Origin of the sequence: Actinosynnema sp. CS-041913, assembly GCF_050942485.1 — a bacterium.
Taxonomy (GTDB): domain Bacteria; phylum Actinomycetota; class Actinomycetes; order Mycobacteriales; family Pseudonocardiaceae; genus Actinosynnema.
Window position 1 is genome coordinate 2,043,655 of record NZ_CP192037.1, and the last position, 18,188, is coordinate 2,061,842.

Here is an 18,188-nt window from a genome sequence, read left to right on the forward strand (position 1 = left end):
GCTGCTCCGCATGGGCACAGTGCCGGAGCGGCTGATCGAGGCCGCGACGAGGTTGTTCGCCGACAAGGGCTTCGACCGGGTGGCGGTGCAGGAGATCGTCGACCTGGCCGGCGTCACCAAAGGCGCGATGTACCACTACTTCGGGTCCAAGGACGACCTGCTGCACGAGATCTACGGCAGCCTGTTGCGCATGCAGACCGAGCGGCTGGAACGCTTCGCCGCCGGCTCCGCGCCCGTGGCGGAACGCCTGCACGCCGCTGCGCTGGATGTCGTCGTCACTTCTGTTGAGAACTTCGACCAGGCCAAGGTCTATTTCCGGTCTGCTGACCAGTTGGCCGAAGATCAGCGGCGGGCCATGCGGGCTGAGCGGCGGCGGTATCACGAGCGGTTTCGGTCGTTGGTGGAGGAGGGGCAGGCGGATGGGGTTTTTCGGGCTGATGTGCCTGCTGATCTGACTGTGCACTATTTCTTTGGCACGGTTCACCATTTGGGGGCTTGGTATCGCGCTTCCGGGTCGTTGACGGCCAAGCAGGTGGCCCGGTATTACGCGGATCTGCTGTTGGCTTCGTTGCGGCCTTGAGGTTTTGGCTGCTGGTCGCGGCTGTTCTCACCGAGTGCTGGGGAGTTTGTGTCAGGGCACTAGTAGTACGACGGTTTCCGCTACGCAGGCCGGTTTCGGGTTGTTCTCGATTTCGACCGTCACCTTGACCACCGCCTGCTTGCCCGGTGGCAGGTCGGTGATGTCGGTCAATTCCGCGCCTGCCCTCACCCTCGACCCGACCGTCACCGGGCTGGGGAAGCGGACCTTGTTCAGGCCGTAGTTCACGCCCATCTTCAAGCCCTGCACGGTGTAGATGTCGCGGACCAGTAGCGGTATCAGGGACAGGGTCAGGTAGCCGTGCGCCACGGGAGCGCCGAACGGGCCCGCCTTGGCCTTCTCCAGGTCCACGTGGATCCACTGGTGGTCGCCGGTGGCGTCGGCGAAGAGGTTGATCTCTTCCTGTGTCACCTCGTGCCACGTGCCGTGGCCGAGGTGTTCGCCCTTCGCCGCCGCCAGTTCTTCCAGGTTCGCGAAAGTCCTCATGGCTAGTCCTTCGGTCCGCCGGCGACGTAGACGACCTGACCGGACACGAAGCCCGCGCCGTCGCTGACCAGGAATGACGCCGTGTGCGCGATGTCCTCCGGCTGCCCGATCCGGCCTACCGGGATGGTCGCCGCCACGCCCTTCTTGAAGTCCTCGAAGTCCACGCCGACACGCGCTGCGGTCGCGGCGGTCATGTCGGTCGCGATGAAGCCCGGCGCGATGGCGTTCACGGTCACGCCGAACTTGCCCAGTTCGATCGCCAGGGTCTTCGTGAAACCCTGGATGCCCGCCTTGGCCGCCGCGTAGTTCGCCTGGCCCCGGTTGCCCAGCGCGCTGGTGCTGGACAGGTTGACGATGCGGCCCCACTTGGCCTCCGTCTGGAACTTCTGCACCGCCCGGCTCATCAGGAACGTGCCGCGCAGGTGCACGTTCATCACCGCGTCCCAGTCCTCGTCGGTCATCTTGAACAACAGGTTGTCCCGCAGGATGCCCGCGTTGTTCACCAGCACGGTCGGCGCGCCCAGTTCCTCCGCCACCCGTTGGACCGCCGTGTCGACCGCCTTGCTGTCGCTCACGTCCACGCCCACCGCGACGGCCGTCCCGCCGGCGGCCCTGATCCGGTCCACGGCCTCCGCGCAGCTCTCCTCGGTCAGGTCCAGCAGGGCCACGGCGAAGCCGTCCTGTGCCAGCCGCGTCGCCACGGCAGCGCCGATGCCGCGTGCGGCGCCGGTGACGATGGCTACCCGGGCGTCGGTGTCGGCCACGGAGTCCTCCTCGGAGAGCGGGGCTAAGCAAGCGCTTAGAAACTACCGGGCCGCACGGCTTGACGCCAGCCTCCGGGCCGGACGACCATGGCGACCGCAACGGACCATACCGACTGGTCGGAATGTTGGCCGGCGGTCGCTGCCCAGGGAGGCGCGGGTGGAGTTCGAGGGCAAGGTCGCACTGGTCACCGGGGGCGCCAACGGAATCGGTGAAGGGGTGGTCCGGCGGCTTGCCGGGCTCGGGGCGCGGGTCGTCGTCGCCGATGTGGACGCCGGGCGCGGCTCGGTCGTGGCGGACGACGTCGGTGGCCTGTTCGTCCGGTGTGACGTGCGGGATTCCCGGCAGAGTGACGCGGCGGTCGCCGAGGCGGTCCGGGTGTTCGGCGGGTTGGACGTCGTGGTGTTGAACGCCGGGATCGCCACCGGGTTCGGGTTGGGCGACGACTTCGACCCCGAGCGCTACCGCGACGTCATGGGCGTCAACCTCGACGGTGTCGTGTACGGCGTGCACGCCGCCCTGCCGGAGTTGAAGAAGCGCGGCGGGCACATCATCGCGACGGCGAGCATGGCCGGGCTCATGGCGATGCCGCTCGACCCGGTCTACGGGGCCAACAAGGCCGCCGTCGTGGCGTTGGTGCGTGCGTTGGGGCCCGTCCTCGCCGCTGACGGCGTCACGGTCAACGCGGTCTGCCCCTCGTTCGCCGACACGGCGATCATCGCCGGCTTCACATCCTTCCTGGAGGCGTCCGGGATGCCCATCCTGACCGTGAACGACGTCGTGGACGCCTACCTCGCCGTGTTGCGCGCCGGCCAGTCCGGTGAATGCTGGTACGTGCAGGCGGGTCGGCCGAGTGAGCCGTTCAAGTTCCCCAACCCGCCCGGCCCGCGTACCGGCCGGGGCGGGCGCGTCGACCTGCACGACCCGTCCCAGGAAGGTTGAAACCCTTGCGTGCCATCCAGATCACCGAATTCGGCGGACCCGAGGTGCTGGCCGAGGTCGAGCTGCCCGACCCGGTGGCGGGTCCGGGCGAGCTGCTCGTGGAGGTCAGCCGGGCCGGGTTGAACTACGCCGACACGCACCAGGCGGAGAACTCCTACCTGGCGAAGATGCAGTTGCCGATGGTGCCCGGCGGCGAGGTCGCCGGGCGCACGCCGGACGGCCGTCGCGTGGTCGCCCTCACGGACTCCGGCGGGTACGCGCAGAAGGCCGTCGTGTCCGAGGCGACCGCCTTCGACCTGCCGGACGGGGTGGACGACCTGACCGCGCTCAGCATGGTCGTGCAGGGTGCGACGGCGTGGTTGCTGCTGCGCCGGAGCACGCACCTGGAGCCGGGGGAGAGCGTCGTCGTGCACGCCGCCGCCGGCGGGGTCGGGTCGATCGCCGTGCAGCTCGCCAAGAAGTGGGGCGCGGGTCGGGTCATCGCCACCGCCAGCAGCGAGGAGAAGCGCCGGCTCGCCCTGGAGCTGGGGGCCGACGTCGCGGTCGACTCGACCGCCGAGGACATGACCGGCGCCCTGCGGGAGGCCAACGGCGGGCGGCGGGTCGACATCGTGCTGGACATGACCGGTGGCCGGGTGACCGACCAGAGCGTGGCGGCGCTTGCGCCGTTCGGGCGGCTCGCGTTCTACGGGATGGCGAGCCGCGAACGGCCGACGCCGGTCGACCCGGGCGCGCTGCTGACGCACTCCACGGCCATCGCGGGGATGTGGCTGCCGCACGCGTTCAAGCTGCCCGGACGGGTCGTGCACCGGGCCATGGCCGAGCTGTTCGAGCTGGTCGGAGCCGGGGAGCTGCGGGCCGTCGCGGGTGGCGAGTACGGACTGTCCGAGGTCCGGCGGGCGCACGAGGACCTGCGGTCGCGCCGGACGACCGGGAAGCTGGTGCTGGACCCGTCACGGTGACCTGGGGGCCGAGCGCGGTGACCCGAGCGCCGAGCGCGGTGACCAGGGCCGAGCGCGGTGACCAAGGGCCGGTCGCGGGGCAGGCGAAGACGCTGCCGCGTTACGGAGGTGCCGCCGCGTGATGAGGGAAGGGACCGCCGGGTCGGTCGGACCGGGCGGCCCCTCGCCGTGTCAGTCGCTCAGTTCGGCCAGCGCGGCCTTGACCTTCGCCAGCTCGGCCTCCAGCTCTTCCATGCGGGTGCGGTGCTGGGCCCGCGCGGCCTCGATGACCTCGTCGATGCCGCCGGCGATGTCCTCGTGCAGTTCCTTGGCCGCCTTCGACACGGCAGCCGCGGAGATGACGAGGCCCTGCACGACCCGCTTGGTGCCGTGCACCAGGTCGGCCTGCCACTCGCCGTCGGCGGTGCCGGTCACGGTCAGCGTCAGCTCGACCGTGCGGGTCTTCTTGGCCGTGCTCTTGGCGGCCCGGGGCTTCGCGGGCTTGGCCGCGGGCGCTTCCTCCTGCTGCTGCGGCGCGGCAGGCTGCTCCTCCTGCTGCACGGGTGCGGCGGGCGCCACGGCGTCCACCTGGTCTTCCTGCTCCACGAGCGTGTCCGCCTGCACGTTCTCGTTCCTCTCTGCCATCCGGCTCGACCCGGCGAGATCATAGAACACGTGTTCGATGGTGGGTCGTTCGCCCCGCACAGCGTAGGGTGTCGGCCTTGTGAGCGGATGGCGGGACTTGTCCGCCCGCCGGTTCCTGGACCGGCTCGGTGGCGAAATCGGAATGGCAACAGCGGCCCTGGCGCCCGTGGGCGTCCTCGCGGCGGTCGACCAGCACGCGGCGGCGGTGCGGGACATCCTGGCGTACGGCACGCCCGCGGTGGCGGCGGCCGCGGTGGTCGTGCTGGCGGGCTACGCGAAGGGCGTGCTGGACGAGGCGGCGGCGCACGGCTGGAGCCTGCCGCCGGTCGTGGAGTGGCCGCACGCGGACTGGACGACGCTCAGACTCGCGGCGGTGTGCTCGCTGGCCCGCTGCGCCGACGAGCCCGCGCTGGAGGCGTAGGAGCGAAAGAGGGGGCGACGGCTTCCGAGTCGCCGCCGCCCCCGTCCCGCCAAGTACTACTGCTGCGGCGGGCGTTGGCCGGGATTCGGTTGGGGCTGAACCGGGTTCCCGACCGGCGGAGTTGGCATGGTGGCGGCGTGCGCCGGGGTGTCCGCGTGCACCCGGGGCACCTGCTGGGTCGGCGCTTCCTGGGTCCGCCGCACGTCCTCGCGGCCCCGCTGGTACGCCTCGGCCTGGGCCTTGGCCTGCGGCACCTCGTTCTCGGCGCGCGTCAGCCAGCCCTCCCAGCGCTGCTGCATCGGCTTGACCAGACCACCGCCGACGCCGACGACGGCGATACCGCCCACGGTCGCCAGGATGGTGATCAGGATCGGCAGGGTGACGGTGGTGGCGACGCCGATCTGGTTCAGCGCGGCGATGACGCCGAGCCCGATGATGAACCAGGACGCCACGTTGGCGACCGTGCGGCCGTAGGACAGGCCGCTCATCGCACGGCCGGCCAGGTCGCGCACGGCACGGGCGATGGCGGCGGCGACCACGATGATCACGATGGCGACGATCGCGCGCGGCAGCCAGGCCACGATCTCGGTCAGCAGGTTGCTCACCGGGTTCGACCCGAACAGCCCGAACGCGATCTGCAACGCGATCAGCAGGATGCCGTAGTAGACGATCTGCGAGACCAGCCCGGACGCGTCGAACTTCGAGCGCGCCATGGCGTCGCTGAGACCTCCGCGCTGCACCGCGCGGTCGAAGTGCACCCTCTCCAGCACCTTGCGCACCGCCGTGCGCAGCACCCGGGCCACGATCCACCCGATGAGCAGCACGACGAGGAACCCGACGAGCTTGGGCAGGAATGTCACCACGGAGCGCAAGGCGTCGCCGGTCGCCTCACCGATGCCTTGAGCCTGCGCCGTCTGCACGGCGAGCAGGGCATTCATCGTTCGACCTCCTCGGGGGAGTGGTACGTCTCACGCACCGGTTACCCCGAGTGGCCCTGCCAAACCTCCCACGTCAAACCTTCGGCGTCGGATTCGCCTGGTTCACGCGGTGGAGGACCCCGGCGGTAAGTGCACCACCCGCTGCCGTTCCACGTCGGCGACGCCGGGCACGGCCTTCAGCGACCGGATCGCCTCCGGGGCGACCGATCCCGTGACCATGCCCAGCGCCTCCAGCACGTCGTCCACCACCAGCCCGGCCTCCCGCAGGTCCGCGACCACGGCGGTCAGGTCGGACAGGCTCTCGTCGGCGACCGAGACCACGACCTTGTCCACGGGCGCCTCCGGGAGGGGTTAGGGAGCCTGCACCAATCCTGCCCCGACATCCGTCGAAGGCAACCCCAGCCGGCGGGCGGACTGCATCAGGCGCGCCCACAGTTCCCAGCCGCGCGCGTTGTACTGCTGGGCGAGCAGCGCGGCGAGGCCCGCGACGTGCGGCGTCGCCATGCTGGTGCCCTGGATGCGCTTGTGTAGGGTCTCGGCGGTCTTGCCGTTCCAACTGGAGTAGATGTTGACGCCGGGGCCGGTCAGGTCGACCTGGCCGACGGTGTCCACCGTCCCGCAGGAGAAGAACGCGGTGCCGCGCTGGTCGTCGACCGCGCCCACGGACATGATCGACGGGCAGTTCGCGGGGTGGCCGACCGGCGCCACCTTGCCCGGCCGCTTGCTCTCGTTGCCCGCCGCCGCGATGATCAGCGTGTTCCTGGCCAGCGCGCGCTGCGCGGCCTGCTCGAAGATCTGCGAGTACGGCGTGCCCGGCTGGACCGCCGCGCCCAGCGACATCGACACGACGGCGCAGCCGTTGGCCACCGCCCACGCGATGCCGTTGAGGATGCCGCCGTCCGCGCCGAACCCCGCGTTGGACAGCACCTTGCCCGCGTAGATCTCCGCCTCGTAGGCGACGCCGTAGCCGGGGCCGCCGGAAACGGGCTTGCGAGGGCCCGCGGCCGAGCCGATGCAGTGCGTGCCGTGGCCGTGCGCGTCGTCCACGGTCTCGCCCTTGATGAACGAGTTGGTCAGCACCGTGCGCCCGGCGAAGTCCGGGTGGTCGACGGTGAAGCCGGTGTCCAGGACGGCGAGGCGGACGCCCGCGCCGGACGAGGAGCAGAGCGTCGCGCCCACGGCCTGGAGGCCCCAGGTGAACACGCTCTCGTCCACGACGGTGGAGCCGGCCTCCTGGTGGGCGGGCGCGGCGAGCGCCTGCACGATCCGCTCCGGCTCGACCACGGAGATCGGGCCGGGCTCGTCCGCGGCCCGCGCCAACGCGCTGACCTGGTCGGGAGCAGCGTTGACCACGGCGATGCCGAGGTCGTGGAAGATCACGCCGTCGGACGACTCCAGCACCTCCGTGGTGACGGATTCCAGGGAGCTGGCGGCGTTGATCCCGGCGACGCGGCTCATTTCACGCGAGCCGGCCGCGACCGAGTTGTCCTCCAGGAGAACGAGGTAGCGACCGGTCGTGGTGTCGGTTTGCTCTGGCATGACGACCCCCTTCGGGGTTGGGCGGCAGTCAGGTGTAACCCCGGCGGACGCTCGTGCTCAAGCGGCCAAACGTGGTTCGTATGCCAGTACTGAGGAATTGATGCCGCGCCGAGATACAAATCAGGCGGTGGCCGGTTCCGCACCACGCTTTCGGGCTATTTTCGCGAGCGGTTCCACGATTCTTGCGGCCACCGGTCCGAGCACCGCCATCAGCAGCACGTAGGCCGTGGCCAGGGCCGCGAGCTGCCCGTCCACCGCGCCGGAGGCCACCGTGAGGCTCGCGATGACGATGGAGAACTCGCCGCGCGCGACGAGTGCCGCGCCCGCCCGCGCCCGGCCCAATTTCCCGATGCCCTGCCGTTGCGCGGCCCACCACCCGGTGGCGACCTTGGTCGCCGTCGTGACCGCCGCGAGCGCCACGGCCAATGCCAGCACAGGGGGAATGGACGCGGGATCGGTGTTCAACCCGAACACGACGAAGAACATCGCCGCGAACAGGTCGCGCAGCGGTTCGAGCATCCGGGTCGCGTTTTCCGCGGTCGACCCGGAGATCGCGATGCCGAGCAGGAAAGCGCCCACCGCCGCCGACACCTGGAGCTGCGAGGCGACGCCGGCCACCAGCAGCGCCGCGCCGAGCAGCTTGAGCAGGAACACCTCGGGCTCGGGGCTGTCCACCAGGGCCGACACGTACCGGCCGAACTTCAGCGCGATGACCAGCACCACGGTGATCGCGGCGAGCGAGATGCCGACCGCGCTCAGCCCGCCCAGGAAGCTCACGCCCGCCAGCACGGCGGTCAGGATCGGCAGGTAGACCGCCATCGCGAGGTCCTCGAAGACCAGCACGGACAGCACCACCGGCGTCTCCCGGTTGCCCAGCCGGCCCAGGTCGCCCAGGACCTTCGCGATGATCCCGGACGACGAGATGTAGGTGACGCCCGCCATCGCCAGCGCGCCCACCGGACCCCAGCCGAGGACGAGCGCGGCGATCGCGCCGGGCGCGGCGTTGAGCACGATGTCGACCACGCCGGCCGTCCAGGACTTCTTGAGGCCGGTCACCAGCTCGGCGGCCGAGTACTCCAGCCCGAGCAGGAGCAGCAGCAGGATCACGCCGATCTCGCTGGAGATGTGCGAGAAGTCCTCGATGCCGTGCAGGGGGATGAGCCCGCCTTGCCCGAAGGCCAGGCCGCCGATCAGGTAGAGCGGGATCGGCGAGATGCCGATCCGCCACGCCATCTTTCCGAGCAGGCCGAGGCCGAAGAAGACTGCGCCGAGCTGGATCAGGGCGATCGCGGTGTTGTGCAAGAGCTTCAGCCGCCCAGGATGTCGGCTGTCCGGGCCAGGCCGTCCGCGGTGCCCACCACGACCACCAGGTCGCCGCCGTCGAACGTGAAGTCCGGGCGCGGCGACGGGTGCACGGAGCCCGCGCGCACCACGGCCACGATGGACGCGCCGGTGCGGGTGCGCAGCTCGGTCGCGCCCAGCGTGCGGCCGTCGAACGTGGAGCCGGGGACGATCGGGAACTGCCGGGTGGAGATGCCCGCCACCTCGCGGTGCTGCTCCTCCAGGTGCGCGACGAGCTGCGGCGAGCCGAGCAGGCCCGCCAGCGTGCCCGCCTCGGCCGGCGTGAGCGGGATCGACGCCGAGCAGTCGTCCGGGTCCTCCTTGCTGGACACGATCAGCTCGAACTTGCCGTCGCGGTACGTGATCACCCCGATCCGCCTGCCCGCGCGAATCATGAAGTCCTGGCGGGTGCCGATTCCAGGCAAGGGCGTGACCTCGACGTTCATGACTGCATGATAATCAACATGACTGTTCGGGTACGGGCCGTGCGCAGCGGCTGGGTGGTCCGGGACCGGGTGCCGGGGCCGGACGTGGACGAGTTCGCCGAGCCCGAGCGGGTCGTGGAGGCGCTGGCCGCCACCCGGAACGGGACTCTGCTGGCGGTGCAGCACCCGCACCGCACGCCGTCCGCGCTGGCCGCGGGGCTGAGCCTGCTGGACGCGTTACCGAAGGCACGGGCCGAACTGACCGTCCTGTGCCGCACGGCGTACCGGCCGGTGTCGGACGTCGTCGCGCCCTACCGGGTGGACGGCCCGGACGGCACGGCGTACGGGCTGCTGTGCCTGGCCGACCCGGCGGCGGTCGGGCACACCGAGGAGGTCTACCCGGACGTGGTGGCCGAACGCGCCCGCGTGCTGGCCGGGCTGGGCTGCGTGACCAGCGCCGCCCTGCTGGTGCCGGTGCCCGCGGACCACCTCGCGTGGCCCACCCGGCGTCCCGGCCGGGGCGTCGCCGAGCCGTCCGAGCTGACCAGGCTGGTGGCGGAGGTGGACGACGAGCCCGCCGTGTCGATGGTCGACCCGAGCGGGCGGCGGCACTGGCTGTGGCTGGTCGGCCCCGGCCACCGCCAGGACGCGCTGCTGGCCGCCGCCGGCGCGCACCCGCTGATGGTCGCGGACGGCAACCACCGGGTGGCGGCGGCTGCGGCGGCCGGCCTGACCGGGCTGCTGGCGCTCGTCGCGGCCGGCCCGGACCTGCGGGTCGGCCCGATCCACCGGGCCCTGGTCGGCACCGGCCTGACGGTGGACGAACTGGCCGCCGCCTGGCGCGGCATCGGCCTGCGGGTGGACGCCGTCGACGTGTCGGTCCGGCCGTCGCCCGGCGTGGTGGTCGCCGTGGCGGGCGCGCGGGCGCTGCGGGTGGAGCTGCCGTCGTCCGGCGTCGACCACGCGTTCGTCGAGGCCGAACTGCTGGAGCGGGCGCTGGGCCTGGACCCGGAGAGCCCGCACGTGCGGCCGGTGACCAACGGCGTGCCGCTGGACGCGGACGCCCTGCTGCTGATCGCGCCGGTGCCGGTGGCCGACGTGCTGGCCGTGCACGCGGCGGGTGGCCGGATGCCGCGCAAGAGCACGTACTTCACGCCCAAGCCGCGCAGCGGCCTCCTGCTGGCCGATCTGGACCGGCCCTGACTCCGGTGTGATGGGCCGCACCAGGCACAATAGGAGGTTGACGGTCTGGTCGCGTTGAGGAGGAAACCCCGGTGGGACACGGTGAGCTGCGTGGCGTGGTGGCCCTCGACGGGCCGTCCGGCACCGGCAAGTCCTCCGTCGCGCGCAGGCTGGCGGCCACGCTCGGCGCGCGCTACCTGGACACGGGCGCGATGTACCGGGCGATCACGCTGGCCGTGCTGCGCGCGGGCGTCGACCCGGCGGACGCCGAGCACGTCACCGAGGTCGCCCGCGCCGTCCGCCTGGAGCAGGGCTCCGAGCCGGACCGGTCGACCACCACGCTGGACGGCGCGGACGTCGGCGCGGAGATCCGGGGCCCCGAGGTGACGCTCGCGGTGTCGCCGGTGTCGGCCGTGCCGCAGGTGCGCGAGCTGCTGGTGGCGCAGCAGCGCGCGATCATCGCCGCGGCGTTGGCGGACGCGGGCGGGATCGTCGTGGAAGGCCGCGACATCGGCACCGTCGTCGCGCCGGACGCCGAGCTGAAGGTGTACCTGACGGCCGACGCGCAGGCCCGCGCGCAGCGGCGCGCCAGGCAGGACAACGCTTCCGGGCGCGCGTCCACGGTGGACGCGACGCTGGCGGACGTGCGGCGGCGGGACGCCTACGACTCGTCGCGCGCGGTGTCGCCGCTGCGGCCCGCCGAGGACGCCGTCGAGCTGGACACCACGTCGCTCGACCTCGCGGGCACGCTGGCGGCGCTGGTGGACCTGGTGGAACGGCGCGGGCTGCGCGTCGTGGCGGTGGGTGGGTGAGCGAGCAGTTGCCTCCGGGCACCCTGCCGTGGCTGATGGACTTCGGCCGGTGGATCGCGCGCGGGCCGTTCTCGTGGGCGTTCCGGGTGCGGGTGTCGGGGCGGTCGAATCTGCCGTCGACCGGCCCGGTCGTGGTGGTCGCGAACCACAGCTCGATGGTGGACGGACCCGTCCTGTTGGGTGCCCTGCCCCGCCGTGTGGTCTTCTTGATCAAGCAGGAGATGTTCCGCGGCGCCGCCGGGTGGGGCCTGCGGCGGATCGGCCAGCTCGCCGTCCGGCGCGGCGTGCCCGACCGGGAGCCGCTGCTCGCGGCCCAGCGGGTGCTGCGGGCCGGCGGGGTCGTCGGCGTGTTCCCGGAGGGCACCCGCGGCTCGGGCGACGTGGCGCAGGCGCAGCAGGGCGCGGCGTGGCTGGCCCGGTCGACCGGCGCGGTGGTGGTGCCGGTCGCGTGCCGGGGCACCCTGCGCCCGCCGGGGTCCGGCCGCCGGTTCCGGCCCGTGGTGGACGTGCTGGTGGGCGCGCCGTTCGAGCTGCCCGCCGACAAGGGTCGGCAGGCGCTGGAGAAGGCGACCGAGCAGGTCCGCGACCGCTTGGCCACGCTGGTGGCCGAGCTCGACAGCAGACGAAGCGTGAGTGGAGAAGCAGGATGACGGACTTGGACGGCACCTGGGCGGACGAGTCCGACTGGGCGGCCATCGACGACGAGTCGATCGACGGTGACGAGGGCGCGGCCGTCCCGCAGCCGGTGCTGGCCGTGGTCGGCCGGCCGAACGTGGGCAAGTCGACGCTGGTCAACCGCATCATCGGCCGCCGCGAGGCGGTCGTGCAGGACGTGCCGGGCGTGACCCGCGACCGGGTGGCGTACGACGCGCTGTGGAGTGGTCGCAAGTTCACCGTGGTGGACACCGGCGGCTGGGAGCCCGACGCGACCGGCATGATGGCGTCCGTCGCGGCGCAGGCCGAATTGGCGATGGCCACCGCCGACGCGATCGTGTTCGTGGTCGACGCGGCGGTCGGCGCGACCACCACCGACGAGGCCGCCGTGAAGGTGCTGCGGCGCTCCAAGCGGCCCGTGCTGCTGGTGGCGAACAAGGTGGACGACGAGCGGCTGATGTCCGAGGTCGCGTCGCTGTGGTCGCTGGGGCTGGGCGAGCCGATCCCGGTCAGCGGACTGCACGGGCGCGGGTCCGGCGACATGCTCGACAAGATCCTGGAGGCGCTGCCCGAGACGCCGCGCGACACGTTCGGCGCGTCGGCCGGCGGCCCCCGGCGGGTCGCCCTGGTCGGCCGGCCGAACGTCGGCAAGTCGTCGCTGCTCAACCGGCTGACCGGGGAAGAGCGCTCGGTCGTGGACGCGGTCGCCGGCACCACCGTGGACCCCGTCGACTCGCTGGTGGAGCTGGACGACGAGCTGTGGCGGTTCGTGGACACCGCCGGCCTGCGCAAGCGGGTGAACTTCGCGTCCGGCGCCGAGTACTACGCGTCACTGCGCACCAAGGCCGCGATCGAGTCCGCCGAGGTGGCGATCGTGCTGCTGGACGCGTCCGAGCCGATCAGCGAGCAGGACCTGCGGGTGCTGACGATGGTCGTCGACTCGGGCCGGGCGTGCGTGCTGGCGTTCAACAAGTGGGACCTGGTGGACGAGGACCGGCGGCACGCCATGGTGCGTGAGCTGGAACGCGGCCTGGTGCGCGTGCCGTGGGCGGAGCGGGTCAACATCTCCGCGCTGACCGGCCGCGCGGTCCGCAAGCTGGCGCCCGCGCTGCGGACCGCGCTGGCGTCGTGGGACACCCGGGTGCCCACCGGACGGCTGAACTCGTGGCTGACCGACCTGATCCAGGCCACCCCGCCGCCGGTGCGCGGCGGCAAGCAGCCCAAGGTGCTGTTCGCGACCCAGGCGAGCACCCGGCCGCCGACGTTCGTGCTGTTCACGACCGGTTTCCTGGAGGCGGGCTACCGGCGGTTCATCGAGCGCAGGCTGCGCGAGGAGTTCGGCTTCGAGGGCAGCCCGGTGCGGATCTCGGTGCGGGTGAGGGAGAAGCGCCCGAAGAAGTGATCGGTTGCCCCGACAGGCGGAATGGGGTTGCCTGTCGTCGTGCCGGTGCGATTGGTCCTCGCGGACGACGAGGCGCTGCTGCGGCGGGGGCTGCGGGTGCTGCTGGAAGCGGACGGCCGCGTGCGGGTCGTCGCCGAAGCGGCCGACGGAGCGGGCCTGCTGGACGCCGTGCGCCGACACCGGCCGGACGTGGCGCTGGTCGACGTCCAGATGCCGGGCATGGACGGTTTGTCGGCGCTGCGCGCGCTGCTGGCGTGGACCGACCCGCCCGCCGTGGCGGTGCTGACGACGTTCGACCTGGACGACTACGTGGCGACGGCGCTGGAACTGGGCGCGCAGGGCTTCCTGCTCAAGGACGCTGAACCGGAAGCCCTGGTCAGGGCCGTCGTGGACCTGGCCGCCGGCGGTGCCGTCATGGACCCCCGGATCACCGCGCGCCTGCTGCCCAGACTGCGCGAGGCAGGCCGCTTCCGGGCGAACCCGCAGCTCCACACGCTGAGCGCGAGGGAGAAGCAGGTCCTGGCGCGGATCGCGAACGGCGAGTCGAACAGCACCATCGCGGCGGGCCTGGGCTTGAGCGAGGCGACGGTGAAGAGTTACGTGTCCACCGTGCTGACGAAACTGGGCGTGGAGAACCGAGTGCAGGCGGCCTTGGTGGCACACCAGGTGGGCGGCACGTGGTGATCGTGCTGGAGGTGCTGGCCGTCACGATCCCGGCCGCGATGGTGCTGCTGGCCGACGGCGTGCCGTACACGTGGTCCATCCCGACGGCTTTAGCCGCCTGCGCCGTGCTCCCACTGCGCAGGTGGTGGCCGTGGCCGGTGGTGGTGGCGTGCCTACCGGCGCTGGCCGGCGGCCTGGGCTGGCCCCCGGCGGTGGTGGCGCTCTACCGGGTGGGCCGCACGTCGTCCGTGCGGCTGATGATCATCTCGGTGTTCCTCACCACGGCGTTCCCGGCGACGCTGGTGGTCGTGACCCAGCAGTTGACGGTGGGCGGAATCCTGCTGACGTACTCGTTCAGCCTCTTCATGTCCGGCGCGCCGACGGCCCTGGGCGCGTTGATCGCGACAAGGCAGCAGTTGACCGAGACACTGGCGGAAGCCTCCAGGGCGCGCGAAGCGGAACTGGAAGCCAGGGAAGCGAGTGCAAGGGCATCGGAACGAGCCCGAATAGCCCGCGAGATCCACGACGCGGTAGGCCACCACGCAACGTTGATCGCGGTCGAGTCGGCGGCCCTGGCAACGACCAGCGACTCACCCCAAGTCCAAGCCACGGCGCACCGCCTGCGCGCGCTGGCGAAGGACGCGCTGGCGGAGATGAGAGCAGCCCTGGGCCTGCTCAACACGGAACCGACGCAAGGCCACGAGGACATCCCGGAACTGGTGGCCAGAGCGAGAGCCGCAGGCCTGACCATCCGCCTGGACGACAAGGTGAAGGAACTGCCGCCCTCCATCAGCCGAGCGGCGTTCCGAGTAGTGCAGGAAGCCCTGACCAACGTGACAAAACACGCACCGGGCGCAGCCGTCCAAGTGCGACTGTCCAAAGTGGATGAAAACGTGCGGATCTCGGTGGTGAACGGCCGCCCGATGCACCCACCGACAACGGAACCCGGCGGCACGGGCCTACACGGCCTCTCGGAACGCGTACGCCTGGTAGGAGGAACCCTCAAAACCACCCCGCGGGCGGACGGTAGCTGGGAACTGGAAGCCGACCTACCCTCCGGTGCGCCGAAAGTTGACAAAGGTGACTCGACTTTAGGCGGTAGTGCCCGAAACCCGACGAACGCATAGTGACAAGGCGTCGATGCTCGGGGGAGCGGCAAGTCGACCGAGGGGAACGCGGAGGCCCACCAAGGTGGACCTCCGCCACCTTCCCGCAACCCCAGGCGATCGACCACACGGGGGGCCGTGTCGGGGGCCCGTTGTGGGTGCGCTAAGCTAGCCGCGCACCCCACAACGGGATGCGGCCGGGACGTGGCGCAGTTTGGTAGCGCACTTGACTGGGGGTCAAGGGGTCGCAGGTTCAAATCCTGTCGTCCCGACGGCCGAGAGGGTCTTCGCAGGTCAGACACTGCGAGGGCCCTCTTTTTGTGATCTTGGGATGTTCGGACGGGTCAAGCACGCCGCTCAGCGACACCTTGACTCGGGGAGTTTCCGCGATGCCCCTGCTGGACCTGGACAAGATCACCACCGGCCTGTCGACGACCTGGTCGGGCTACCTACGAGACTGGGATCGGACCCTGCGGTCGGCAGGACACCCGGAGACCACCCGCTACAACTACCTCCTCGCGGCGGCCCAGCTCGCCCGGTACCTGTCCGAGCACTCCCCGGACCCCGACGCCGACGAGGCGGCCGAGGACCCGTGCGAGGTCACCCGCGCCCACGTCGAACACTTCCAGGCGTGGATGATCGAGACCCGTTCGGGCGCCACCGCCCTGAACAAGCACAAGGGCCTCCAACAATTCTTCCGTTGGCTGCGCGACGACGAGGAGGACATCGACCGCTCCCCGATGGACCGCGTCAAACAACCCAAGACCACGAAGAAACTCATCCCCGTCATCCGCGACGACGACACGAAAAAAGTCCTCGGAACCTGCAAGGGCAAGGATTTCGTCGCGCTGCGCGACGAGGCCCTGATTCGTCTCTACTACAACACCGGTGCCCGCCTGTCCGAAGTCGGCAACCTCACGCTGACCGACGTCGATCTGGACACCGAATCGGTCCGCTACCGCGGCAAAGGCGACAAGGACCGCCGCGTCCGCTTCGGCCCGAAAACCGCCCGCGCCCTGTCCCGCTACCTCCGCGCCCGCGCCAAACACAAAGCCGCCGACCTCCCGGACCTGTGGCTGGCCGAACGCGGCATCCGTCGCCTGGCCCCCAACGGCGTGAAGATCATGCTCAAACGCCGCGGCCTGGCCGCCGGCCTGACCGGCGTCCACGCCCACCGCTGGCGGCACAACTTCGCCCACGAGTGGAAACGCGCCGGCGGCGACACCGGCGACCTGATGCTCCTACTCGGCTGGGCCTCGGAGGACATGCCCCGCCACTACGGAGCCAGCGCCGCGGCCGAACGAGCCCAGGAAACCCAACTCCGCATGGGCATCGGCGAACAGGTGTAGCCGGGGACTGTGTCAAAGAGGCTGAGGTTCCGCTCCGGCGACGTCCTAATGGAGTGACCGGCGTCTTTCAGAACGACGTGGAATTGTGAGTGATGGTCGGCTCGGGATCTGTTCCGAGGTGAAGCCTGCCCTGCGCGTATCGCCAACCGGATCAGTAGTGGTGTGCGCTACGCTGTTGCATGACCAACGGCCGACACGCCTACCTAGAGAACTCTCTGGTTCGTGACGGTCGCGGTGGTTCCCTGAAGGAGAAGGGGTGGTCCGGGCCGGCACGCATACCTTGCGTCCTGACTGGGTTGTTCCCCGCGCGAGCGGGGGTCGGGCGTCGGCGGCGTCGACGCCCTCGGGAATGGGCCGAGGTCGTGAAAGCGAACGAGCCCTTCCGTTGCAGCGGAAGGGCCGTTCTTCTTCCTTCGGGATGGGACTCCAGTGAGAGGAAGCAGGTGCATGTTACCTGGGCAGGGTGCAGGACGTGGTGGGTCTGAGGAGATGCGCGGGTCTGGCGCGCCACCTAGGGCTAGAGGCTTGGTGGAGGGGCGTTCGTTCCTCATCTTCATGGGGGCGGTGCTGCTTGCCGCCCCGATCGCGGTGGCAGCCGGGTTCACTGTGTGGATCTCAACGAGGGAAGTCGATGGGCAGTTGATCGGTTTCGCTACCGTAGGTATCGCCATGATCTCCGCCTTCGTGCTCGCCTTCATGGGGGCCGTGAAGTTCCTGGATCAGTTCGTCGGATGACCTGGAGCCTTATTCAAAAGTGTTGCCCACCCGTGGAATAGACAACAGCCCCGACCGGTTAGGATCGCTTCTTCTCACGGAAACCGATCCACGGCGGGGCTGTTGCACTACGAGTCTACTACCGGGCTCGACCCGGACCAGATCCAGGAGTTGGTCGCCAGGATCCGACAGATCCTGCCGCCGGAACGACGACGGGGACGGCCTCCCGCACTCGGCCTGTACCGGTCGGTCGTGGTCACCCTGATCCTGCTGCGGTCCAATCTCGACCAGGCCACCCTGGCCGACCTGGTGGGGGTCAGCCAACCGACGGTCTCCCGCATCCACCGCAGACTCACTCCACTGGTGGGCCAGGCCCTGTGCCTGCACATCCCGCCCGTCCCCGAGATCCTGCGCGGCCGGGCCGTACTGGTCGACGGCACCCTGATTCCGATCGGCGACCGCGCCGGCCGCCAGGACCACTTCTCCGGCAAACACCGCAGGGTCGGCGTCAACGTCCAGGTCCTCGCCGACCTCGGCGGAACCCTCCTGGCGGTGTCCCCGCCGCAACGCGGCTCGCTGCACGACCGCACCGCCCTGGCCCACACCGGCTGGGAAACCCACCTCACCGACGCCATCGGCGACCTCGCCTACCGCGGCACCACCGTCGTCACACCCCGCCGCCGCAACTACGGCGGCGGCGAACACTCACCCGGCGACCTCGAATGCAACCGCGAGATATCCGCCCTCCGCGCCCCCGTCGAACGCGCCATCGCCCACCTCAAAAACTGGAAGATACTCAAAACCGGCTACCGAGGCCGCCTCGCGGAACTCCCCACCATCATCCGCGTCATCACCGCCCTGGAATTCTACCGACTCGGATGGCAGCCATTATGAATAAGGCTCCTGGTCGAGCGGGCTGTCGTGAGCCTCGGCGGCGACAGCCCGCTCTCGACGGTTCCAGCCTGGTGCGAGTCGTTAGTACGTCGCGGATCTCTCGTGGCGGTGAAGACGCGGGGATGAGTAGCGTTCGTCCTGCGGTCCACTAGCTGTGCGATTGATGCGATGAGGGCACCATGCATGGGCCGTTCCCCACCGCTGTGGATCTGTTGCGCAATCTTGCGGATGGCCAGCAATGAAGCGAGGTGGCCTACTTGTCAGTTCAACTGATCTATGGATTAGCTGATTACGGCGTTCGGGTGAATCTCGACCTGTCTGGGACGGCGAACAAGGGTTGGGTAGGTACCCGGTACGCGATCTGCTTATATGTT

The 18,188-nt window shown here is 70.5% G+C and carries 21 protein-coding genes and 1 tRNA gene; 14 read left to right on the forward strand and 8 right to left on the reverse strand.

Annotation, left to right across the window (positions count from 1 at the left end; genetic code table 11):
* Window positions 1-10: 10 nt before the first annotated feature.
* Window positions 11-580 carry a TetR/AcrR family transcriptional regulator gene (locus ACQPZF_RS10155; RefSeq protein ID WP_433270573.1) on the forward strand — a complete coding sequence of 190 codons (570 nt, stop codon included), beginning with the start codon at window positions 11-13 and terminating at the stop codon, window positions 578-580.
* Between the two features lie 51 nt (window positions 581-631).
* Here ACQPZF_RS10155 and ACQPZF_RS10160 read toward each other — a convergent pair whose 3' ends face one another.
* Both ACQPZF_RS10160 and fabG read right to left on the reverse strand, forming a co-directional pair.
* Window positions 632-1,084, reverse strand: a complete 453-nt coding sequence (locus tag ACQPZF_RS10160; RefSeq protein WP_433270575.1) for a MaoC family dehydratase — start codon at window positions 1,082-1,084, stop codon at window positions 632-634.
* Window positions 1,085-1,086: 2 nt separating this feature from the next.
* Window positions 1,087-1,848: a 3-oxoacyl-ACP reductase FabG gene (gene fabG / locus ACQPZF_RS10165; protein WP_433270577.1), complete on the reverse strand. Its 762-nt coding sequence runs from the start codon at window positions 1,846-1,848 to the stop codon at window positions 1,087-1,089.
* 157 nt (window positions 1,849-2,005) lie between these two features.
* Between fabG and ACQPZF_RS10170 the strand changes: the two genes are divergently transcribed.
* The gene (locus ACQPZF_RS10170) at window positions 2,006-2,788 is read left to right on the forward strand and encodes an SDR family oxidoreductase (RefSeq protein ID WP_433270579.1); all 783 of its coding nucleotides are present in this window, start codon (window positions 2,006-2,008) and stop codon (window positions 2,786-2,788) included.
* Window positions 2,789-2,793: 5 nt separating this feature from the next.
* The gene (locus ACQPZF_RS10175) at window positions 2,794-3,750 is read left to right on the forward strand and encodes a quinone oxidoreductase family protein (RefSeq protein WP_433270581.1); all 957 of its coding nucleotides are present in this window, start codon (window positions 2,794-2,796) and stop codon (window positions 3,748-3,750) included.
* Window positions 3,751-3,921: 171 nt separating this feature from the next.
* Here the strand turns inward: ACQPZF_RS10175 and ACQPZF_RS10180 are convergent, their stop codons facing one another.
* On the reverse strand, window positions 3,922-4,374 hold the full coding sequence (locus ACQPZF_RS10180; protein ID WP_433274514.1) for a DUF6319 family protein: 453 nt from the start codon (window positions 4,372-4,374) through the stop codon (window positions 3,922-3,924).
* A 79-nt stretch (window positions 4,375-4,453) separates the two neighbouring features.
* On the opposite strand from ACQPZF_RS10180, the gene ACQPZF_RS10185 reads away from it, so the two are divergent.
* Window positions 4,454-4,795 carry a DUF6401 family natural product biosynthesis protein gene (locus ACQPZF_RS10185; RefSeq protein WP_433270583.1) on the forward strand — a complete coding sequence of 114 codons (342 nt, stop codon included), beginning with the start codon at window positions 4,454-4,456 and terminating at the stop codon, window positions 4,793-4,795.
* A gap of 56 nt (window positions 4,796-4,851) precedes the next feature.
* On the opposite strand, the gene ACQPZF_RS10190 is transcribed toward ACQPZF_RS10185, so the two are convergent.
* From ACQPZF_RS10190 to ACQPZF_RS10210, 5 genes are all read right to left on the reverse strand, one after another.
* Window positions 4,852-5,733 carry a mechanosensitive ion channel family protein gene (locus ACQPZF_RS10190; RefSeq protein ID WP_433270585.1) on the reverse strand — a complete coding sequence of 294 codons (882 nt, stop codon included), beginning with the start codon at window positions 5,731-5,733 and terminating at the stop codon, window positions 4,852-4,854.
* A 102-nt stretch (window positions 5,734-5,835) separates the two neighbouring features.
* Window positions 5,836-6,066 carry a hypothetical protein gene (locus ACQPZF_RS10195; protein ID WP_433270587.1) on the reverse strand — a complete coding sequence of 77 codons (231 nt, stop codon included), beginning with the start codon at window positions 6,064-6,066 and terminating at the stop codon, window positions 5,836-5,838.
* Window positions 6,067-6,084: 18 nt separating this feature from the next.
* Window positions 6,085-7,272, reverse strand: coding sequence for a S8 family serine peptidase (locus ACQPZF_RS10200; protein ID WP_433270588.1), 1,188 nt, complete (start codon window positions 7,270-7,272; stop codon window positions 6,085-6,087).
* A 120-nt stretch (window positions 7,273-7,392) separates the two neighbouring features.
* Window positions 7,393-8,574: a cation:proton antiporter gene (locus ACQPZF_RS10205; protein WP_433270590.1), complete on the reverse strand. Its 1,182-nt coding sequence runs from the start codon at window positions 8,572-8,574 to the stop codon at window positions 7,393-7,395.
* A 5-nt stretch (window positions 8,575-8,579) separates the two neighbouring features.
* Window positions 8,580-9,059, reverse strand: a complete 480-nt coding sequence (locus tag ACQPZF_RS10210; RefSeq protein WP_433270592.1) for a cation:proton antiporter regulatory subunit — start codon at window positions 9,057-9,059, stop codon at window positions 8,580-8,582.
* An 18-nt stretch (window positions 9,060-9,077) separates the two neighbouring features.
* Between ACQPZF_RS10210 and ACQPZF_RS10215 the strand changes: the two genes are divergently transcribed.
* The 10 genes from ACQPZF_RS10215 (at window position 9,078) to ACQPZF_RS10260 (ending at window position 17,814) form a co-directional block, all read left to right on the forward strand.
* Complete coding sequence (locus tag ACQPZF_RS10215; protein ID WP_433270594.1) at window positions 9,078-10,241, forward strand: DUF1015 family protein; 1,164 nt, start codon at window positions 9,078-9,080, stop codon at window positions 10,239-10,241.
* Between the two features lie 71 nt (window positions 10,242-10,312).
* Window positions 10,313-11,032, forward strand: coding sequence for a (d)CMP kinase (cmk, locus tag ACQPZF_RS10220; RefSeq protein WP_433270596.1), 720 nt, complete (start codon window positions 10,313-10,315; stop codon window positions 11,030-11,032).
* Window positions 11,029-11,682, forward strand: coding sequence for a lysophospholipid acyltransferase family protein (locus ACQPZF_RS10225; RefSeq protein ID WP_433270598.1), 654 nt, complete (start codon window positions 11,029-11,031; stop codon window positions 11,680-11,682). The genes cmk and ACQPZF_RS10225 overlap by 4 nt, the downstream gene beginning before the upstream one ends.
* Window positions 11,679-13,088 carry a ribosome biogenesis GTPase Der gene (der, locus tag ACQPZF_RS10230; RefSeq protein WP_433270600.1) on the forward strand — a complete coding sequence of 470 codons (1,410 nt, stop codon included), beginning with the start codon at window positions 11,679-11,681 and terminating at the stop codon, window positions 13,086-13,088. The genes ACQPZF_RS10225 and der overlap by 4 nt, the downstream gene beginning before the upstream one ends.
* A 21-nt stretch (window positions 13,089-13,109) precedes the next feature.
* Complete coding sequence (locus ACQPZF_RS10235; protein ID WP_433270602.1) at window positions 13,110-13,772, forward strand: response regulator; 663 nt, start codon at window positions 13,110-13,112, stop codon at window positions 13,770-13,772.
* Window positions 13,766-14,878, forward strand: coding sequence for a sensor histidine kinase (locus tag ACQPZF_RS10240; RefSeq protein ID WP_433270604.1), 1,113 nt, complete (start codon window positions 13,766-13,768; stop codon window positions 14,876-14,878). The genes ACQPZF_RS10235 and ACQPZF_RS10240 overlap by 7 nt, the downstream gene beginning before the upstream one ends.
* A 177-nt stretch (window positions 14,879-15,055) precedes the next feature.
* A tRNA-Pro gene (locus ACQPZF_RS10245) sits at window positions 15,056-15,129 on the forward strand.
* A 117-nt stretch (window positions 15,130-15,246) separates the two neighbouring features.
* Window positions 15,247-16,206 (forward strand): tyrosine-type recombinase/integrase, encoded by a 960-nt coding sequence (locus tag ACQPZF_RS10250; RefSeq protein WP_433270606.1) that lies wholly within the window; start codon window positions 15,247-15,249, stop codon window positions 16,204-16,206.
* A gap of 525 nt (window positions 16,207-16,731) precedes the next feature.
* Window positions 16,732-16,941: a hypothetical protein gene (locus ACQPZF_RS10255; protein ID WP_433270608.1), complete on the forward strand. Its 210-nt coding sequence runs from the start codon at window positions 16,732-16,734 to the stop codon at window positions 16,939-16,941.
* 102 nt (window positions 16,942-17,043) lie between these two features.
* Window positions 17,044-17,814 (forward strand): transposase family protein, encoded by a 771-nt coding sequence (locus ACQPZF_RS10260; RefSeq protein ID WP_433261485.1) that lies wholly within the window; start codon window positions 17,044-17,046, stop codon window positions 17,812-17,814.
* Window positions 17,815-18,188: the final 374 nt, after the last annotated feature.

What these genes read in the sequence shown, in the direction of transcription:
- ACQPZF_RS10155 (WP_433270573.1), top strand. Translation starts at nt 11, where the DNA reads ATGGGCACAGTGCCGGAGCGGCTGATCGAGGCCGCGACGAGGTTGTTC.
- ACQPZF_RS10160 (WP_433270575.1), bottom strand. Translation starts at nt 1,084, where the DNA reads ATGAGGACTTTCGCGAACCTGGAAGAACTGGCGGCGGCGAAGGGCGAA.
- ACQPZF_RS10180 (WP_433274514.1), bottom strand. Translation starts at nt 4,374, where the DNA reads ATGGCAGAGAGGAACGAGAACGTGCAGGCGGACACGCTCGTGGAGCAG.
- ACQPZF_RS10190 (WP_433270585.1), bottom strand. Translation starts at nt 5,733, where the DNA reads ATGAATGCCCTGCTCGCCGTGCAGACGGCGCAGGCTCAAGGCATCGGT.
- ACQPZF_RS10200 (WP_433270588.1), bottom strand. Translation starts at nt 7,272, where the DNA reads ATGCCAGAGCAAACCGACACCACGACCGGTCGCTACCTCGTTCTCCTG.
- ACQPZF_RS10210 (WP_433270592.1), bottom strand. Translation starts at nt 9,059, where the DNA reads ATGAACGTCGAGGTCACGCCCTTGCCTGGAATCGGCACCCGCCAGGAC.
- ACQPZF_RS10215 (WP_433270594.1), top strand. Translation starts at nt 9,078, where the DNA reads ATGACTGTTCGGGTACGGGCCGTGCGCAGCGGCTGGGTGGTCCGGGAC.
- der (WP_433270600.1), top strand. Translation starts at nt 11,679, where the DNA reads ATGACGGACTTGGACGGCACCTGGGCGGACGAGTCCGACTGGGCGGCC.
- ACQPZF_RS10235 (WP_433270602.1), top strand. Translation starts at nt 13,110, where the DNA reads ATGGGGTTGCCTGTCGTCGTGCCGGTGCGATTGGTCCTCGCGGACGAC.
- ACQPZF_RS10250 (WP_433270606.1), top strand. Translation starts at nt 15,247, where the DNA reads ATGCCCCTGCTGGACCTGGACAAGATCACCACCGGCCTGTCGACGACC.